General features: G+C 46.8%; 17 protein-coding genes. 11 read left to right on the top strand and 6 right to left on the bottom strand.

From position 1 onward, the window contains the following. Positions 1-139 precede the first annotated feature (139 nt). The 5 genes from KNO96_RS11905 to KNO96_RS11885 all read left to right on the top strand — a co-directional run bounded on the left by KNO96_RS11905 (position 140) and on the right by KNO96_RS11885 (position 5206). Positions 140-1048 (top strand): TIGR01777 family oxidoreductase, encoded by a 909-nt coding sequence (locus KNO96_RS11905; RefSeq protein ID WP_214703962.1) that lies wholly within the window; start codon positions 140-142, stop codon positions 1046-1048. Positions 1049-1060: 12 nt separating this feature from the next. Beyond that, on the top strand, positions 1061-2215 hold the full coding sequence (locus tag KNO96_RS11900; protein ID WP_026826728.1) for an amidohydrolase: 1155 nt from the start codon (positions 1061-1063) through the stop codon (positions 2213-2215). A gap of 178 nt (positions 2216-2393) precedes the next feature. After that, positions 2394-2960: a GNAT family N-acetyltransferase gene (locus KNO96_RS11895; protein ID WP_214701161.1), complete on the top strand. Its 567-nt coding sequence runs from the start codon at positions 2394-2396 to the stop codon at positions 2958-2960. 168 nt (positions 2961-3128) lie between these two features. Next, the gene (locus KNO96_RS11890; protein WP_026826730.1) at positions 3129-3818 is read left to right on the top strand and encodes a response regulator transcription factor; all 690 of its coding nucleotides are present in this window, start codon (positions 3129-3131) and stop codon (positions 3816-3818) included. After that, the gene (locus tag KNO96_RS11885) at positions 3815-5206 is read left to right on the top strand and encodes a sensor histidine kinase (protein WP_214703960.1); all 1392 of its coding nucleotides are present in this window, start codon (positions 3815-3817) and stop codon (positions 5204-5206) included. Before KNO96_RS11890 ends, KNO96_RS11885 begins: the two co-directional genes overlap by 4 nt. An 83-nt stretch (positions 5207-5289) precedes the next feature. Here KNO96_RS11885 and KNO96_RS11880 read toward each other — a convergent pair whose 3' ends face one another. Further along, positions 5290-5577 carry a hypothetical protein gene (locus KNO96_RS11880; protein ID WP_026826732.1) on the bottom strand — a complete coding sequence of 96 codons (288 nt, stop codon included), beginning with the start codon at positions 5575-5577 and terminating at the stop codon, positions 5290-5292. Positions 5578-5695: 118 nt separating this feature from the next. On the opposite strand from KNO96_RS11880, the gene KNO96_RS11875 reads away from it, so the two are divergent. Further along, a complete protein-coding gene (locus KNO96_RS11875; protein ID WP_214703958.1) occupies positions 5696-5902 on the top strand; it encodes a hypothetical protein in 207 nt (68 codons plus the stop codon). Between the two features lie 30 nt (positions 5903-5932). Here the strand turns inward: KNO96_RS11875 and KNO96_RS11870 are convergent, their stop codons facing one another. The 3 genes from KNO96_RS11870 to KNO96_RS11860 form a co-directional block, all read right to left on the bottom strand. Then, positions 5933-6340 carry a cytidine deaminase gene (locus KNO96_RS11870; protein ID WP_251125184.1) on the bottom strand — a complete coding sequence of 136 codons (408 nt, stop codon included), beginning with the start codon at positions 6338-6340 and terminating at the stop codon, positions 5933-5935. A 92-nt stretch (positions 6341-6432) separates the two neighbouring features. Next, positions 6433-7809, bottom strand: coding sequence for a 23S rRNA (uracil(1939)-C(5))-methyltransferase RlmD (gene rlmD / locus KNO96_RS11865; RefSeq protein WP_034771220.1), 1377 nt, complete (start codon positions 7807-7809; stop codon positions 6433-6435). Further along, positions 7806-8015, bottom strand: a complete 210-nt coding sequence (locus KNO96_RS11860; RefSeq protein WP_015880867.1) for a hypothetical protein — start codon at positions 8013-8015, stop codon at positions 7806-7808. The genes rlmD and KNO96_RS11860 overlap by 4 nt, the downstream gene beginning before the upstream one ends. A gap of 85 nt (positions 8016-8100) precedes the next feature. Here KNO96_RS11860 and yfkAB point away from each other — a divergent pair, with 85 nt between their 5' ends. Genes yfkAB through KNO96_RS11845 form a run of 3 tightly spaced genes read left to right on the top strand, consistent with a single transcriptional unit; the run spans position 8101 to position 10640 of the window. After that, a complete protein-coding gene (yfkAB, locus tag KNO96_RS11855) occupies positions 8101-9207 on the top strand; it encodes a radical SAM/CxCxxxxC motif protein YfkAB (RefSeq protein ID WP_214703953.1) in 1107 nt (368 codons plus the stop codon). A gap of 53 nt (positions 9208-9260) precedes the next feature. Next, complete coding sequence (locus tag KNO96_RS11850; protein WP_026826737.1) at positions 9261-9455, top strand: hypothetical protein; 195 nt, start codon at positions 9261-9263, stop codon at positions 9453-9455. A 42-nt stretch (positions 9456-9497) separates the two neighbouring features. Further along, entirely contained in the window at positions 9498-10640 is a 1143-nt protein-coding gene (locus KNO96_RS11845; RefSeq protein ID WP_214703951.1) for an MFS transporter, read from the top strand. A 39-nt stretch (positions 10641-10679) separates the two neighbouring features. Here KNO96_RS11845 and KNO96_RS11840 read toward each other — a convergent pair whose 3' ends face one another. Together KNO96_RS11840 and KNO96_RS11835 are read right to left on the bottom strand one after the other, a co-directional pair. Then, positions 10680-10982, bottom strand: coding sequence for a hypothetical protein (locus KNO96_RS11840; RefSeq protein WP_214703950.1), 303 nt, complete (start codon positions 10980-10982; stop codon positions 10680-10682). A gap of 132 nt (positions 10983-11114) precedes the next feature. Further along, on the bottom strand, positions 11115-12059 hold the full coding sequence (locus KNO96_RS11835; RefSeq protein WP_214703949.1) for a DMT family transporter: 945 nt from the start codon (positions 12057-12059) through the stop codon (positions 11115-11117). A 197-nt stretch (positions 12060-12256) separates the two neighbouring features. Here KNO96_RS11835 and KNO96_RS11830 point away from each other — a divergent pair, with 197 nt between their 5' ends. Both KNO96_RS11830 and KNO96_RS11825 read left to right on the top strand, forming a co-directional pair. Next, on the top strand, positions 12257-14164 hold the full coding sequence (locus KNO96_RS11830; protein WP_214703947.1) for a heavy metal translocating P-type ATPase: 1908 nt from the start codon (positions 12257-12259) through the stop codon (positions 14162-14164). Between the two features lie 115 nt (positions 14165-14279). After that, positions 14280-15206, top strand: a complete 927-nt coding sequence (locus tag KNO96_RS11825) for a carbohydrate kinase family protein (protein ID WP_214701151.1) — start codon at positions 14280-14282, stop codon at positions 15204-15206. Positions 15207-15273: the final 67 nt, after the last annotated feature.

Below are 15273 nucleotides of genomic sequence, written 5' to 3'. Positions count from 1 at the left end.
TCCCCTCCATTTCATGTTTCTAACATATCACGTTCAGGAATTGTAGAGGATTTTTGATAAGTTAGAAGAAAGGGTATTCATCTGGATATACTGACTTATACCCATTTTAGAAACAACACATGATATCGGAGGGAATTTCATGAAAATCGCAATCACCGGTGGAACCGGGCTCATCGGTCAACCGCTCGTCCGCGCACTAGCCGATGCCGGTCATCAAGTCGTCGTGTTGACTCGTCATCCTCGTCCTCGCCATCGCGGGGTGTCATTTATCGAATGGTTGACACCAAATAGCAAACCAGAAAAAGAACTTGAAGGAACGGATGCTTTCATTCATTTAGCTGGGGCCTCCATCAATGATGGACGATGGACACATAATCAAAAACAAGCCATCCTTCAAAGTCGAATCGAAGGAACGAAAGAGGTCGTTCGCCTGATTAAACAGTTGAAACAGAAGCCACAAGTCGTCATAAGCGGCTCAGCGATTGGGATATATGGTGAAGACCGCTCCATCACTTATTCGGAAGAGACGCCCTTACCGACGCGGACCAATTTCCTAGGGAATGTATGTATTCTTTGGGAACAAGAAGCCGACCCGATTCGCGACCTTGGCATACGTCTCGTTACCATGCGTACCGGAGTCGTTTTATCAAATGACGGAGGTGCTTTCCCATTAATGAAACTTCCTTATCAGTTCGGGGTCGGTGGTAAAATTGGATCGGGAGAGCAGTGGGTACCCTGGATTCATTTAGATGATCTTGTACGGTTATTCGTGCATATCATCGAAACAGATGCAATCGAAGGTCCCGTAAACGGAACGGCTCCAACACCGGTGACGATGAATGAATTCGGGAAGACGATCGCAAAAGTGATGCATCGTCCACATTGGATTCCCGCACCTATATCAATGATGAAACTCGTTCTCGGTGAGAAAAGTGTCATCGTCCTAGAAGGCGCGAAGGTCGTTCCGACTAAAGCGCTTCAACACGGATTCGATTTTCGATATGAAACACTCGAACCCGCTCTAACACAACTACTACAAGATACCTAAGGAGAATTAATTGTGAGTCACTTACTTATTCGAAATGCCCATGTTTATCCGATTACCGCACCTCACTTTTACGGAGACCTTCGTGTTCGAGACGGCAAAATCATCGAAATGGCTGAATTGCTTGAGCCACTTGACGATGAGAACGTCATCGAGGCGGAAGGAAACTTCTTATTCCCTGGTTTCATCGATGCCCATACCCATCTTGGCTTATATGATGAAGGGACCGGGTCCGTCGGAAACGACGCTAATGAAACAGTAGAAGCGATGACTCCTCATGCCCGTGCGATTGATGGTGTTTATCCCCTGGATGAAGGTTTTCAGGAAGCGCTGATGGCAGGGGTGACTGCCGTACAGGTCATGCCAGGTAGCATGAACGTCATCGGTGGTGTGACAAGCGTCATCAAAACGCATGGTCGCTATATTGATGACATGATTGTCCGACGTCATGCCGGACTGAAGATGGCGCTCGGTGAAAACCCAAAACGGATTCATAGTATGGGAAAAACGGGGGACTTAACACGAATGGGTATTATGGGATTGCTTCGTGAAGCGTTCCGCACGGTCGGGTCGACCAAGACGATTGGAACTTTCGGCAGTCAGATGATTCAACTCGCTCTCAATCGTGAAATGCCAATTCGTGTTCATGCACACCGAGCCGACGATATCCTATCTGTCGTACGTTTCGCAAAAGAGTTTGACCTCGACTTTCGAATCGAGCATTGTACGGAAGGTCACCTCGTCGCTAAAAAGTTACAGGAACTCGGTGTGAAACACGTCACCGTCGGACCGACGTTCACTCGAAAATCGAAAATCGAGCTCCAAAATAAGACGTGGGAGACGTATCGTGTTCTACATGAACATGGCATGATCGTTTCGATTACGACCGATCATCCGTACACGCCTGTTCAATACTTAAATTTATGCGCAGGACTTGCGGCTCGTGAAGGCTTACCGGTTGATGTCGCTTTACGAGGAATCACCATCAATCCTGCTGAATCATTAGGTGTTGACGACCGCATCGGCTCACTAGAAGTCGGGAAAGACGCCGATCTCGTGCTGTGGAATCACTTCCCCCTCGACTACTTGGCGAAGCCGATTATGACGATTGTAAACGGCGAAGTCGTCTACAAAACGGAGCGTGCCGAAACGCATCATGAGGTCGAATAATTTTCATTATTTTTCATAAGCGTTTTTACGCATAATTTACTTGCTTTTTTAAAAATACTATATAAAATTTATCTTGTAACTTTATAAAGCAGCCAAGGCGGTTCGAACAGCGAAGCCAGAAGTATGCTTTCGTTACGACTATTCTTCAGCGGTCTGAAATAGGAGGAGGAATGTAAAGGTGCTCAAATTTCGTGAGCTCACCGACTGCGCGGAGTTGTTCGAACTGATGCAACACCCAGATGTCTTTCCGTATGTCCGTCAAAAGACGGTCCACTTTGACGAGTTTTTATTTAGCACGAAGCAAATCATCGAGCTAGAAGAGCAAGGAAATATCATCTCACGTACCATCACGAACGAGTATGGTACCCCAATTGGGACAATCAGCTTGTTCGACGTCGAATCCGGCTACGGGTTTCTTGGTACATGGCTTGGCAAGCCATATCATGGCAAAGGTTATAATCAAGTCGCGAAAGAGTCGTTCTTCTCGGAACTCTTCTTCGAACTTGACATGGAAAGTGTGTTTTTAAAAATCCGTAAATCGAATGAACGCTCGATTGCCGCAGCAGAAAAGCTTCCCTACGCGTTTTGCGCGAATGAGATTCGTTCAGAACTGCTTGCAGAAATCAATCAGGGTGACGCCGAATACGTCCTTTATGAAGTATCCAAGTCGAGTTTCCAACTTTACTCGCATACCCTTCATGTCCCAGAATACGAAGTTCCTTACGAAACGCAACTCGAAGCCTGAGCCAATTCTGTCAAAGAATTGGCTTTTTTGTGGCTTTTTTGTGTGGATTTGATGGAGGTAACTTGTCGGAGCCGAATAAATCTGTTCTAATTCGAAGAGATAGGTATGATAGAACTATGGGGGATTCATCACATCTCCCGTTAACCGTTTTGTAAAGGAGAATGACATATGTCAGAATCAATGTTTCGTATCCTCGTAACTGATGACGAAGAACAAATGCGAGATTTACTTGTATCAAATTTAGAAAAAGAGGGGTATGAGACGGTCACCGCCTCAAACGGTCTTGAAGCTATTGAGCGCTTAAAAGAAGAGACGTTCCATCTCGTCTTACTCGACGTCATGATGCCGGAACTCGATGGTTTGACGGCATGCATGCGCATCCGTGAGTTTTCGAACGTGCCCATCATTCTGTTAACGGCACGATCGGAAGAACTCGACCGGATTCACGGACTAAAAATTGGGGCGGACGACTATATCACGAAGCCGTTTAGTCCACGCGAATTACTCGCTCGTATTGAGGCAACTCTCCGTCGCACTCATAGTTTCTCTAAAGAACAAGAGGCAACGTTTGATATCGGGGTTCTCTCAATTGATATCGATGGCCGTGCCGTCAGTGTGAAAGGAAAAACCGTCAACCTGACACGTAAAGAATTTGATTTGCTTTACCTGTTTATCACAAACGACGAGAAAGTATTCTCTCGTGAACAGCTACTCGATCAAATTTGGGGAACCGAATACCACGGGAACCTTCGTACAGTCGATACACACATTAAGACACTACGTCTGAAACTTGGTGAAGCGGGCGGTTACATTCAAACGGTATGGGGCATCGGATATAAATTCGAGGCAAACGAATGAAACGATACACGATTCGGAAGCGGATTTGGATTACCATCTGGACAGCCAGCCTCTTCTCAGCATTCGTGTTTCTGATTATGACGTTTTATTTGTACGATAAATTCTATATTCAAACGCAAGAAGAGCTGCTCATCAATCGTGGAGAGAAACTCGTCACCATCTACAAGGCCGACGGTTTTTCTGACGCGTTTGCAGACAGTATGACGTATACGAATGAGCTAACGGAAACGAAAGTGTTCCTCTCCTCGGTTCGAGAAGATACACTCGGTTCAGGAAAGACGTTTTTAAGGCAACAAGATCTCGAGCGGCTACAAGACGGGTATGCAATTTCCGTGACTCGGAAACATCCGACCGAGGACGTTGACATTTTGATGACTGCATTCCCCCTCGTACGAGACGGTGAACTCGATAATGCGTTAATCCTTTACATGGAGCTCAGTAAAATCAGCGAACCGTTTCAACCGATTCGGCTCATGATCACGTTTTTGCTCGTCCTCATGATTGTGAACTTGCTTATTTTTGGTAAACAAATCATCGACACCATCATTCAGCCGCTCATCCAAATGAAACGTGCCTCTCAAGTATATGCGCAGGGAGATTTCTCACACCGCATCCCGATTGTCTATGATGACGAGATTGGTGAACTGGCGGATACGCTCAATTCGATGGCGGAATCGCTCGGACTCGTCGAAGAACAACGAAAAGAGTTTTTAGCGAACGTCAGTCACGAACTCCGCACACCGTTATCATACATTCGCGGTTATACCGAGATGCTTCAAGACGACACATTGGATGAACAAACGAGGGCACAATATTATGACATCATCGAGAACGAGACGAACCGGCTTCAACGACTTGTTACTGATTTACTCGACCTCGCACAGTTAGAGCGAGATTCGTATCCGATGACAAAAGAGCCAGTCGTCTATTCACAAGTACTCGAAGACGTCCTCTATCGACTCGAACCCATTGCCCGGGCGAAAGGTGTGACAATTGAATCGGACTTAGATTTCGACTTAATTATCCTTGGCGATCACGACCGACTCGAACAGGTCATCGGTAATCTACTTGACAACGCACTCCGCTACACGGAATCGGGCAAAACAATTCATGTGAAATCGTTCGCTGAAACAAACTATGCGATTACTGAAATCCGCGACGAAGGTCGGGGCATTCCGAAAGAAGATGTAGATAAATTGACGGAACGCTTCTACCGCGTCAATAAATCAAGAACACGAAAAGATGGTGGGACCGGTCTCGGTCTGGCCATTGCTAAACATATCATCGAGCGGCACGAGGGGTCGCTCCACTTCAGTTCAGAAGTCGGAAAAGGAACCACTGTCACGGTCGGTTTACCTCTCCTCCCGGAAGACACGTTCGATATGTAAAAGGCAGCCCGCATGAACCGCCCCCATAAAAGTTAGACATGAAAATCTAACTTTTATGGGCAGTTCAGCATAGGGCTGCCTTTTTAAATGTCTTTGCCTTTATATTGATTAATCGATTCTTGTTGCAGTCGCTCTCGTTCGGCGTGCGTCTGTGGGAATCCGTTCGCTTGCCACTCGGCACGATGACTAGAATCTAGTTGCGTGAGGCCTTCTTCTGCCTCATCCTGACTCGCGTCCACACTCTCCCGTTCATCCATCTTTTGCCATGTGTCTTCTGCCTCACGTTGAGAAAGTAGTGCCGCCACTTTCGGTGCTACGAGCGCAGCTCCAGCGACACCTAATACAATCCCGGTCAATACTTTCCGGTCCATCATAACCCCTCCTTCACTATGCACTCTTCATTCCACCATTTCACAATCTCAAAACCCATGACGAAAACGTTTACAGCTTTACATGTAGTGGAATGTTTAGGTGGAAGGAGGCGATTGGATGGAAAAGAAACGACCAATTTCGAAGCGTCCGTTCGATAACCCAGATGCTGTCGACACGGACAAAGAGAGCATTTTTGACGAGGACGGCATGCAGACTGTCGATCCGATTCCCGTTGAGGAGTTAAATGAACGGGTAAAAGACGAGAAGAACAAACGTCACTCAAAAGATGACTCGGTGAGCGAAAAGAAATATACGGACAAATAAACAAGCTGCGGACAAAGGTCCGCAGCTTGTTTATTTTAAGTCCTTCGGTGAGAATCCGTAAGGCAACATCTCTTCTTTTGTCATCACTTTTGTGTCACCATTTAAGTTCGCTAGAATTAACGTGAACTCTTCTCCTGCGAATTCGGCGATGACTTGGCGGCATGCCCCACACGGGGAAATCGGCCCTTCTGTATCGCCGACGACAACCACCGTCTCGATCGATTCGCTACCTTCTGAGACAGCTTTGAAAATCGCTGTTCGCTCGGCACACATCGATAGACCGTATGAAGCATTTTCAACGTTACATCCTGTAATCTCATTACCGGATGCGTCGATGACGACAGCCCCGACGTTAAACTTCGAATACGGTGTATAGGCGCGTTTGCGCGCTTCAATGGCTTTATTGACGAGTTCTTGTACGCGTTCTTGTGAAATCATTGGATGTTCCTCCACTTCTATATTTGATAAGAAGTCTGACATCTGAACTATAACGTGAAAACGCTTACTTCACAAGTATTTTCACCGACTCGTCAATATTTTTTCTTTTTCTTCTTCTCGAATACAACAACGGATTCGACATGTGATGTCTGAGGGAACATGTCGTACGGTTGTACGTAATTTACCTTGTATCCGGCCTTCATCAACTGATCGGTATCACGTGCGAGCGTCTGCGGGTTGCATGACACGTAAACAATTCGTTTCGCCTTGGATGAAATGATTGAATTGATTAATTGATGATCCATACCTGTTCGTGGCGGATCGACTACGACGACATCTGGGAGCCATCCATCTTTAACCCAACGAGGGATCCAATGCTCGGCACGCCCTTCGACGTACGTGACGTGGCTGTAGCCATTCTCACGCATATGGTCGTTCGCATCTTCGACTGCTTCCGGTACAACTTCCATTCCTCGAATTTCCTTCGCGTGTGGCGCTAACCAGAGACCGATCGAACCGACACCCGCATACGCATCAATGACACGTTCTTCACCCGTCAATGCTGCAGCTTCAACGACTTCACGATACATTTTTTCCGTCTGTGCCGGATTCAACTGGAAGAATGCGCGTGGTGACAAGTGATAATGGACGTCATCAAGTTGCTCATCCATCTTTTCTTGACCCGCGATGTGAACCGTCCGATAACCAAAAATAACACTAGAGCGGTTTGAATTGATATTGATATGGAACGAGACAACATTTGGCAATGCCATGATGCGGTCACTCAATTCATCTAAATCCGGGACATCTTCATGCCCAACGACGAGAACAACTTGTACGTCATTCGTGTTGTATCCGGAACGAACGACGACGGTTCTGGCATACCCCGTGTCGCGGCGTGCGTCATAGACGGGGATGTCGAGTTCGTTTAAAATACGGACAATCGCATTATTGATGTTCGTTGTGTCCCGCTGTTGGACCATACAGTGCTCAATCGACACGAGATGGTTTGTGTTCGGCTTGTAGAGTCCTGAGACAATCTCGCCATGGCGTGTGCCGAGTGGGAATTGTGATTTATTTCGATAGTACCACGGGTCTTCCATACCAATTGTCGGACGAATATCCGATTTTTCCACGTTTAGCTTCGTCTTTTGACGGAAGGCATTTCGAACGATTTCTTCTTTATACTCCATCTGCAGACGAGAACTCATGTGTTGGATTTGGCAGCCTCCACACTCGTCGTAAATCGGACAAGGTGCTTTAACACGGTCTTTCGAGTCGTTGTCGCGTTTGACGACACGCGCTTCTGCGTAATTTTTTTCTACACGTGTGATTTCGACTTTTGCTCGTTCTCCCGGTAATAAGTTTGGAATGAAAATGACCATGCGATTGATGGTCGCGATGCCCTCTCCATTAATGCCAAGTCGGTCGACTGTGACATCTTTAAAATCTCCAGTAATTAATTTCAATCTGATTCATCCTTTCGAGACGATTGTTCTAGGTCTTTGGCGTAACGCACCACTTTAGCGCGCAACGAATCAATGTCGGCTAACAGGCGATGTAAATCTTCAGGTGTCGTATGCTCGTCTAGCGTGTTGACCGATAGACATAGCAGTTCCGTTCTCGATTTTAGGACGTTCATCTTTCCGGCAGTATCTGTACGTGATTTACCCATCTTGTAATCGCTCCTTTGGTTCGTGACAAAGAGTTGCTATTATAGCATACTATTTCGTGTAACTTGATGAAAAGGTGGAATCCACATGCAAAACATCTCCCCAACTTTCGACCCTTGGGAAGCCTATCTCGATCAAGTCGAACATGGTCGACTCGTCTTATCCAACGTCGAAGTAACAACAACAAAATTGTGTAATATGCGCTGCGAACATTGTGCGGTCGGTTATATGCTTGACCAGAAGGAAGAACCCGAAGTCCCACTCGAATTGTTAATTCAACGATTGGATGAAATCGAACATTTACGCGCCTTCTCCATCACAGGTGGTGAACCGATGTTATCGATGAAATCGGTCCGTAACTATGTCGTTCCGCTGTTACGCTATGCGAAAGAACGTGGCGCCCGCACTCAGATCAACTCGAACTTGACGCTACCGTTATCTCGCTATCATCTTATTACCCCTTACTTGGACGTTTTGCACATTTCGCATAACTGGGGCACCGATGCCGATTTCCTCGAAGGCGGATTCGCGATGATGGACCGGAAACCGAGTGAAGAGGCCCGCTTGAAAATGCTCCAGACCATGAAAGACAACGCCCGCGCCTTAACGGCTGAAGGAGTCATCGTGTCGGCGGAGACGATGATCAACAAACGGACGATTCCTCATTTGAAAGAAATTCATGAAGAAATCGTCTCACTCGGTTGTCAAAGACATGAGGTGCACCCAATGTACCCCGCAGACTGGGCTAGCGCACTTGAATCAGCGTCACTCGCTGATACGCGACAAGCCATCCATGACTTACTCGACGTCCGTGACGAGAACGTATGGATGTTGTTTGGGACGTTGCCATTCTATGCATGTTCTGACCTACCTGAAGACCGTGCTCTGTTGAAGCGACTTCATGAGACAAAAAACGTGACCGTCCGAAATGACCCGGATGGTCGTTCACGCCTTAACACGAATATCTTTGACGGACAGATCATCGTGACCGACTTCGGTGACGAGCTTGGTACTCTTGGTACCGTCTATGATACGTCATTCCAGGAAGCGTACAATGCATGGACAAACAGCCAATTGTACGCCACACTGTCTTGTCATTGCCCAGCCGTCAAATGTCTCGGACCGAACGCACTCGTCAAACAAGCCTATTATCCAACGATTGATTTCCAATCTAGAAAAGCTACCTCGTTTTAAATATTTCAATTCGGGAAATATTCTGTATATTAAACGAATCGAGGTGTGTATAGATGACAGCTATTTATGTGTTCATCATTACAGTTATGGCCATCGTAATCTTCGGTGGCACACTCAGTATTTTATTGACAGCCGCATTCGTTTCAGACAAAGTAGAGCATGATGAAATGTTCAGTCAAGGTAGTTGGGATGATGAATTACTCCATTTGAATCACTCTCCACAACCGATTGACGACACGAAAAGCTGAGAACCCTCTCGGCTTTTTACTTTGATTTCATGAGGTGAATCCATGCTCCGCTTTCGTTTTATGATTTTATTATTAATCGTCTTTATATCTGGTTTGATTCAAGGCGCACTCATCCCTCTTTTATCCACGCTGATTGAACGGGATGGGGCCCCAGCCTGGGTAAACGGACTGAACGCGACAATGCTTTACATCGGTGTGATCGTCTCTGCGCCTCTTTTGGAGCGATTCGTCCGAAAATACGGGTTCCGACCGACTATCGTCCTCGGCATCGTATTGACGGCATTCGCGACCTTCGTTTTGCCGATTTGGCCATCCTTGCTCGTTTGGGCAATAATGCGATTTTTCATCGGATTCGGAGATTCCGCCCTCCACTACGGGTCACAAGTGTGGGTGACCTCAGCTAGCGAAAAGCGAAGTCTCGGTCGAGCGATGGCGTATTATGGAATGTCATTCAGTCTCGGTTTTGCCATCGGCCCGTTACTCGCACCACTTGTTGATGTATGGTTTTGGTTGCCGTTTCTGATGATCGTCTTCTTCTGCCTCGCTTCGTTGATGCTCGTCTTTAAAGTCGAGAATGAGTTTCCGGAGGTTGAAAAAGTGAAGACCGACTCGAAAGGACGAATTCGACTGATTCTCGTCGGTGCGGGATACACGCTTCTACCTGCCTTTACATACGGTTTCCTCGAAGCGAGTTTAAACGCAAACTTCCCAATCTTCACTTCACGAAATGGGATGAGCTTGACGGAAACGAGTACACTCATCACGACGTTCATCGTCATGTCGATTGTCGTTCAGCTTCCTCTTGGTCGTCTCGCAGACTTGTACGGTAAGAAACGCATCTTACAAATCGTGCTGACATTTGGCACCCTCGTATTCGCCTTGGCGAATCTTGTCGTCGATCATTATATCGGTCTACTCTTCCTATTCGCTTTGGCCGGTGCAGGGCTAGGATCGACTTATTCACTCGGTTTGGCACATATGACAGAGGTGCTTCCCCGTTCGTTACTGCCGACGGGAAACATGCTGTACAGTATTTCATTCAGCATCGGTTCGATTTCAGGTCCGATGATCGGTGCCTTCTGGTTGTCTTTACCGAAAGAGGTCTATTTCTTTATGTATGCCGTGATTCTCGGTATTCTGGCGCTTCGACTCTTTACGTCGACCACCAAACCAATCGACATATAAACAGAGGCAGATGGTTCCCATGAACCACCTGCCTCTGTTTTATTCCACTACTCGTTCCATTTCATCGTCGTTCAACTGTAGAGCCCGGATGAACACTTCGTCTAGCGCGAACGGTTCCGTATCTAGCGAAGCGAGGACATCTGATTTCAGCGTCACCTCTACGACACGGTCATCAAACTGCCATCTCGTCTGAATATCGTCTCCTTGTCTCGTCGCGCGGGTCGCCACGGGACCGTGACTTTCCTTTAAACTTTGACTCACGCACTTCATCACGTACTTGACGTACTCATCTTTCGGTTGACGCGAGATGAGAATGTTTCGAACGATTCGATTCCTAGTCATTGTTTCTCCTCCTCCCTTTGAATGATTGCGCACGCAAGTCTTTACAAACGAAGACCGATTTTCGAACTTTAATATTCAGAATTTTTAATATATTTTGTCATGTGATTTCAATTCCGTCAACTCTGTCTCTTTTCAAATACGATTGGTTCGTTGTTTTGCACGACGTCCCTGAAAATAAGTAGAGAGATAAATACCTACGATGACGAATCCGAGCCCGACGATCGCATTCCACGGAATGGTCTCACCGAGTAAAATCCCTGACAACATAACACCAAATAAGGGAACTAAGAAGATATAGAGTGAAATCCGACTGACCGGATTGTATTTCATTAACGTGTTCCACAATGTAAAACCGATTGCTGATAACATCGCCAAGTAAAACAGAAACGCAATCGTCTGTCCGGTGTACGGCATGGAGATTCCACTTGGGTCTAACAAATAACCGATGACGAGCAATCCAACTGAACCGATCACCATCGCCCAAGCCGTCATCGGGGCAACGTCATATGTTTTCGAGTAATCCTTCGCAATCAAGTTCCCGAACGCACCCGACACCATCGCCAAAATGAGTAAAATCTCCCCTAATCCAAAACCAAACTCCGAACCGGTTGCCGGCCAGTTTGCGATGACAATTCCAGAAAAACCAAACGTCAAAGCCAGCCCCTTCAACCGATTCAACTTATCATCCTCATAACGGATATGGGCAAGTGCCATTTGGAAGAACGATGTCGACCCGGCAATAATCGATCCTTGCACGCCAGTCGAAAGGGAGAGTCCGATATAGAAGAACAAATATTGTAGAAACGTCAAGAATGATCCCAGGTGCGCATACGCTTTAACCTTTTCACGCGTCAATCGAACCGACCGTTTTAAGACAGTCTGACTGATGATGAGCAGCAAAAGTCCGGCTAGTAAAAAGCGTTCGCCTGCGAACAATAGTTGTTGACCATACTCATTCGACTGAATGTCCAACTTCTCATAACTCAGTTTGATGAATGGAAATGCACTCCCCCATAACAGGGTGTTGAAGATTGCTAATAACGCCACCGTCCATGGGCGTTGAAATATATTTTGCATGACACAAAAACTCCTTAATCTTTTTATTTGTTGGCAGACGATAAGCATGATAAAATAAACCTAGATAATAATTATTATAAATTAAAAAAAGGTTAACATGGATTAAATCGTTAATTCAAAGCCGGTTGATGATGATAATCATCTTCAACCATTATCATTTAATCGAGATTTATTCTCAATTAGAAAGAAGGGATTACATGAACGCTCCATCTGTTACACACGAAAAAAGCCACGTTTTCAAACGGGCTAACTGGTACGAACATATCGAATTGATTATGGCGCTCATTAGCGGTGTATTGATTGTACTCGCTTATATCACCGAAACACAAGAAGGAGCCCCTTGGATTCACGTCTCGCTTTATTTATCCGCCTTTTTCATCGGGGGATACGCGAAAGCGAAGGAAGGGATTACAGATACCGTTGAGACGAAGTCCTTGAATGTAGAACTTCTCATGATTATCGCCGCCATCGGGGCCGCATCGATTGGATATTGGATGGAAGGCGCCATTCTCATCTTCATTTTCGCCTTATCCGGTGCGCTCGAAACATACACAATGAACAAAAACGAGCGCGCTCTCGAATCGTTAATGGAACTCCAACCGGAACAAGCGACTCGTCTAACGAATTCGGAAGAACTTGAAATCGTCCATATCGATGACTTGAAAGTTGGGGATCGTATTTATGTACGACCAGGTGAACGGATCCCGGTTGACGGAAAGATTGTAAAAGGTAGCGCTTCGGTGGAAGAAGCCGCCATCACAGGAGAGTCCGTCCCTGTCGATCGCCAAATCGGAGACGACGTATTCGGATCGAGCGTCAACTTGAACGGTGTATTGACAATCGAGGTGACAAAGCTCGCCACCGAGACACTGTTCCAAAAAATCATTCAAATGGTTCAACAGGCACAAGAAGAAAAATCACCGTCTGCACAGTTCATTGATCGATATGAAGGACGGTATGTTCAAATCGTGCTTATCTCCGTCACGGCGATCATCCTACTTGGACCGTTCTTTACGTCGTGGTCTCTTGAAACGAGCATCTATCGCGGCATGATCCTTCTCGTCGTCGCCTCTCCTTGTGCGCTCGTCGCCGCCATCACACCTGCTGCGTTGGCTGCCATCGCCTCTTCCGCAAAACACGGTATTCTCTTTAAGGGTGGCGCGCATATCGAGAATATGGGACGCCTAAAGGCAATTGCTTTCGATAAGACGGGGACACTCACGATTGGGAAACCTATCGTACAAGAAGCACTCATCTCTCCGGAGTTGCTTGAAGATGACGTGAACCGAATCGTTAGTTTGATTGAAGAACATTCGATGCACCCTCTCGCCGAAGCGCTCGTTTCATATACCGGGAGATACACCGGAGACATGATGGATTTCAAAGATGTCACAGGATCGGGAATTGAAGCAACAATTGACGGGACGACATATCGCGTCGGGAAACAAAAGTTCGCTGACCGCAGTGGCGATTTCTTTAAACAGGATGTCGAACGATTGAAAGAAGCTGGTCACACGCTCGTTTTCATCAGTGACGACTCGCGTACAATCGGTGCCTACGCCTTACGTGACACGCTACGACCTGAGGCGAAAGTAGCGATTCAGCGACTGAATGACCTAGGCATCGCCACCATCATGATTACCGGTGACAATGAAGCGACCGCTCGTGCCATCGCGAACGAAGCCGGATTGACACGCTACGTCGCCGAATGTTTACCGGAAGAGAAGGTTTCGCAGATTAAGACGTTACGTGAAGAATATGGGGCAATCGGGATGATCGGCGACGGAATCAACGATGCCCCCGCCCTTGCGACCGCTGATGTCGGAATCGCCATGGGCGAAGGAACGGATGCCGCACTAGAAACGGCAGATGTCGTTTTAATGAAAAATGACCTCGTCCGATTGAGCGACGCCATTCGTCAATCGCGGAAGTTGAATCGGATCGTCTTACAAAACGTCGTCTTCGCACTCGGTGTCATCCTCGTCTTGATCGCAACGAACATTTTCGAACTACTCATTATGCCGTTCGCGGTTGTCGGACATGAAGGTTCTACCATCCTTGTCATCTTGAATGGGCTTCGACTCCTCACGTCAACATGGGAGTGACCAATTCGACAAATGAAAACGATGATTGAAACAATATGTCGATTTCGTTATAATTGAAACAATGTGTCTAAAAGACTGAATTAGATCGAAAGATTGGCTAAAGGTGGTACAAGATATGAATACGATTGCAGTCATCGGCAAGGTATTTGTCGATATTAAAGGGACTTCCTTCGCACCGCTCCATAAAGATGCGAAGAACGTCGGCGACATCACTTTCTCTAATGGTGGAACAGGTCGCAACGTTGCGCAAAACTTAGGAGTACTCGGCAATGATGTTCGTTTCGTCTCAACCGTTACGAACGATCAAATCGGCGTCGGTGTCCTCGAGGAATTACGTTGTTTGAACGTAAACGTCGATGGGGTTGATATGCTCGAAGATAACGGCATGGGTATGTGGCTCGCTGTTATGGATAACAACGGCGACCTCCAAACGTCGATTTCAAAGCAACCTGACGAAGCGCGAATGGAAAAAGCTATTTTACGCCAAATCGATACCGTTTTTGAAGAGAGCGATGCGGTCGCAATCGACTTAGACTTGTCGGTCAACGTACTAAACGAGACGATTGAACTATGTCGCGTTATGGATTTGCCGCTGTACGGCGTGTGCGGCCACCTTTCTGTCATTGAACGAAACCGTCATTTACTCCAAGGGTTTACGGGGTTCATCTGTAGTCGGGAAGAAGCAGAAATCTTATCTGATATGTCAATCGTCACCGTGGATGATGCCCTGCGTGTCGCTGAAGTACTCGCCATGAAAGGCGCTCCCCTCACCATCGTCACGATGAGCGAACTTGGTGCCGTTTACGTCGATCTCCGCACGAATGAACAAGGTCACGTCCCGACGACGAAAGTGAAAGTCGCCGACTCTACCGGTGCCGGTGATTCATTCTTCTCCGCTGTCATCTCTGAACTCATGAAGCGCCACTCTATCGAAGATGCACTTCGACTAGGGATGCGTATCGCCGGAAAAGTTATCGCGTCACATGAGAATGGATTGACACAAGATATGTACGCATCATTAGAACAACCTACGCAAGAATGAGTTGAACGCATCGGCGAATCGTCGATGCGTTTTGTGCAAAATTATAGGAATGAAAGGAACGATCTCA

The organism is Exiguobacterium sp. s89 (assembly GCF_018617735.1).
Classification (GTDB): Bacteria; Bacillota; Bacilli; order Exiguobacteriales; family Exiguobacteriaceae; genus Exiguobacterium; species Exiguobacterium marinum.
This window is presented reverse-complemented; position numbering and strand designations above follow the sequence as displayed.

Bases quoted from the DNA above. Each gene is read 5' to 3' on its own strand.
- KNO96_RS11845 (WP_214703951.1), top strand. From the start codon at position 9,498: ATGCTCCGCTTTCGTTTTATGATTTTATTATTAATCGTCTTTATATCT.
- yfkAB (WP_214703953.1), top strand. From the start codon at position 8,101: ATGCAAAACATCTCCCCAACTTTCGACCCTTGGGAAGCCTATCTCGAT.
- KNO96_RS11850 (WP_026826737.1), top strand. From the start codon at position 9,261: ATGACAGCTATTTATGTGTTCATCATTACAGTTATGGCCATCGTAATC.
- KNO96_RS11890 (WP_026826730.1), top strand. From the start codon at position 3,129: ATGTCAGAATCAATGTTTCGTATCCTCGTAACTGATGACGAAGAACAA.
- KNO96_RS11880 (WP_026826732.1), bottom strand. From the start codon at position 5,577: ATGGACCGGAAAGTATTGACCGGGATTGTATTAGGTGTCGCTGGAGCT.
- KNO96_RS11840 (WP_214703950.1), bottom strand. From the start codon at position 10,982: ATGACTAGGAATCGAATCGTTCGAAACATTCTCATCTCGCGTCAACCG.
- KNO96_RS11905 (WP_214703962.1), top strand. From the start codon at position 140: ATGAAAATCGCAATCACCGGTGGAACCGGGCTCATCGGTCAACCGCTC.
- KNO96_RS11830 (WP_214703947.1), top strand. From the start codon at position 12,257: ATGAACGCTCCATCTGTTACACACGAAAAAAGCCACGTTTTCAAACGG.
- KNO96_RS11885 (WP_214703960.1), top strand. From the start codon at position 3,815: ATGAAACGATACACGATTCGGAAGCGGATTTGGATTACCATCTGGACA.
- KNO96_RS11875 (WP_214703958.1), top strand. From the start codon at position 5,696: ATGGAAAAGAAACGACCAATTTCGAAGCGTCCGTTCGATAACCCAGAT.
- KNO96_RS11870 (WP_251125184.1), bottom strand. From the start codon at position 6,340: ATGATTTCACAAGAACGCGTACAAGAACTCGTCAATAAAGCCATTGAA.
- KNO96_RS11835 (WP_214703949.1), bottom strand. From the start codon at position 12,059: ATGCAAAATATATTTCAACGCCCATGGACGGTGGCGTTATTAGCAATC.
- KNO96_RS11825 (WP_214701151.1), top strand. From the start codon at position 14,280: ATGAATACGATTGCAGTCATCGGCAAGGTATTTGTCGATATTAAAGGG.
- KNO96_RS11860 (WP_015880867.1), bottom strand. From the start codon at position 8,015: ATGGGTAAATCACGTACAGATACTGCCGGAAAGATGAACGTCCTAAAA.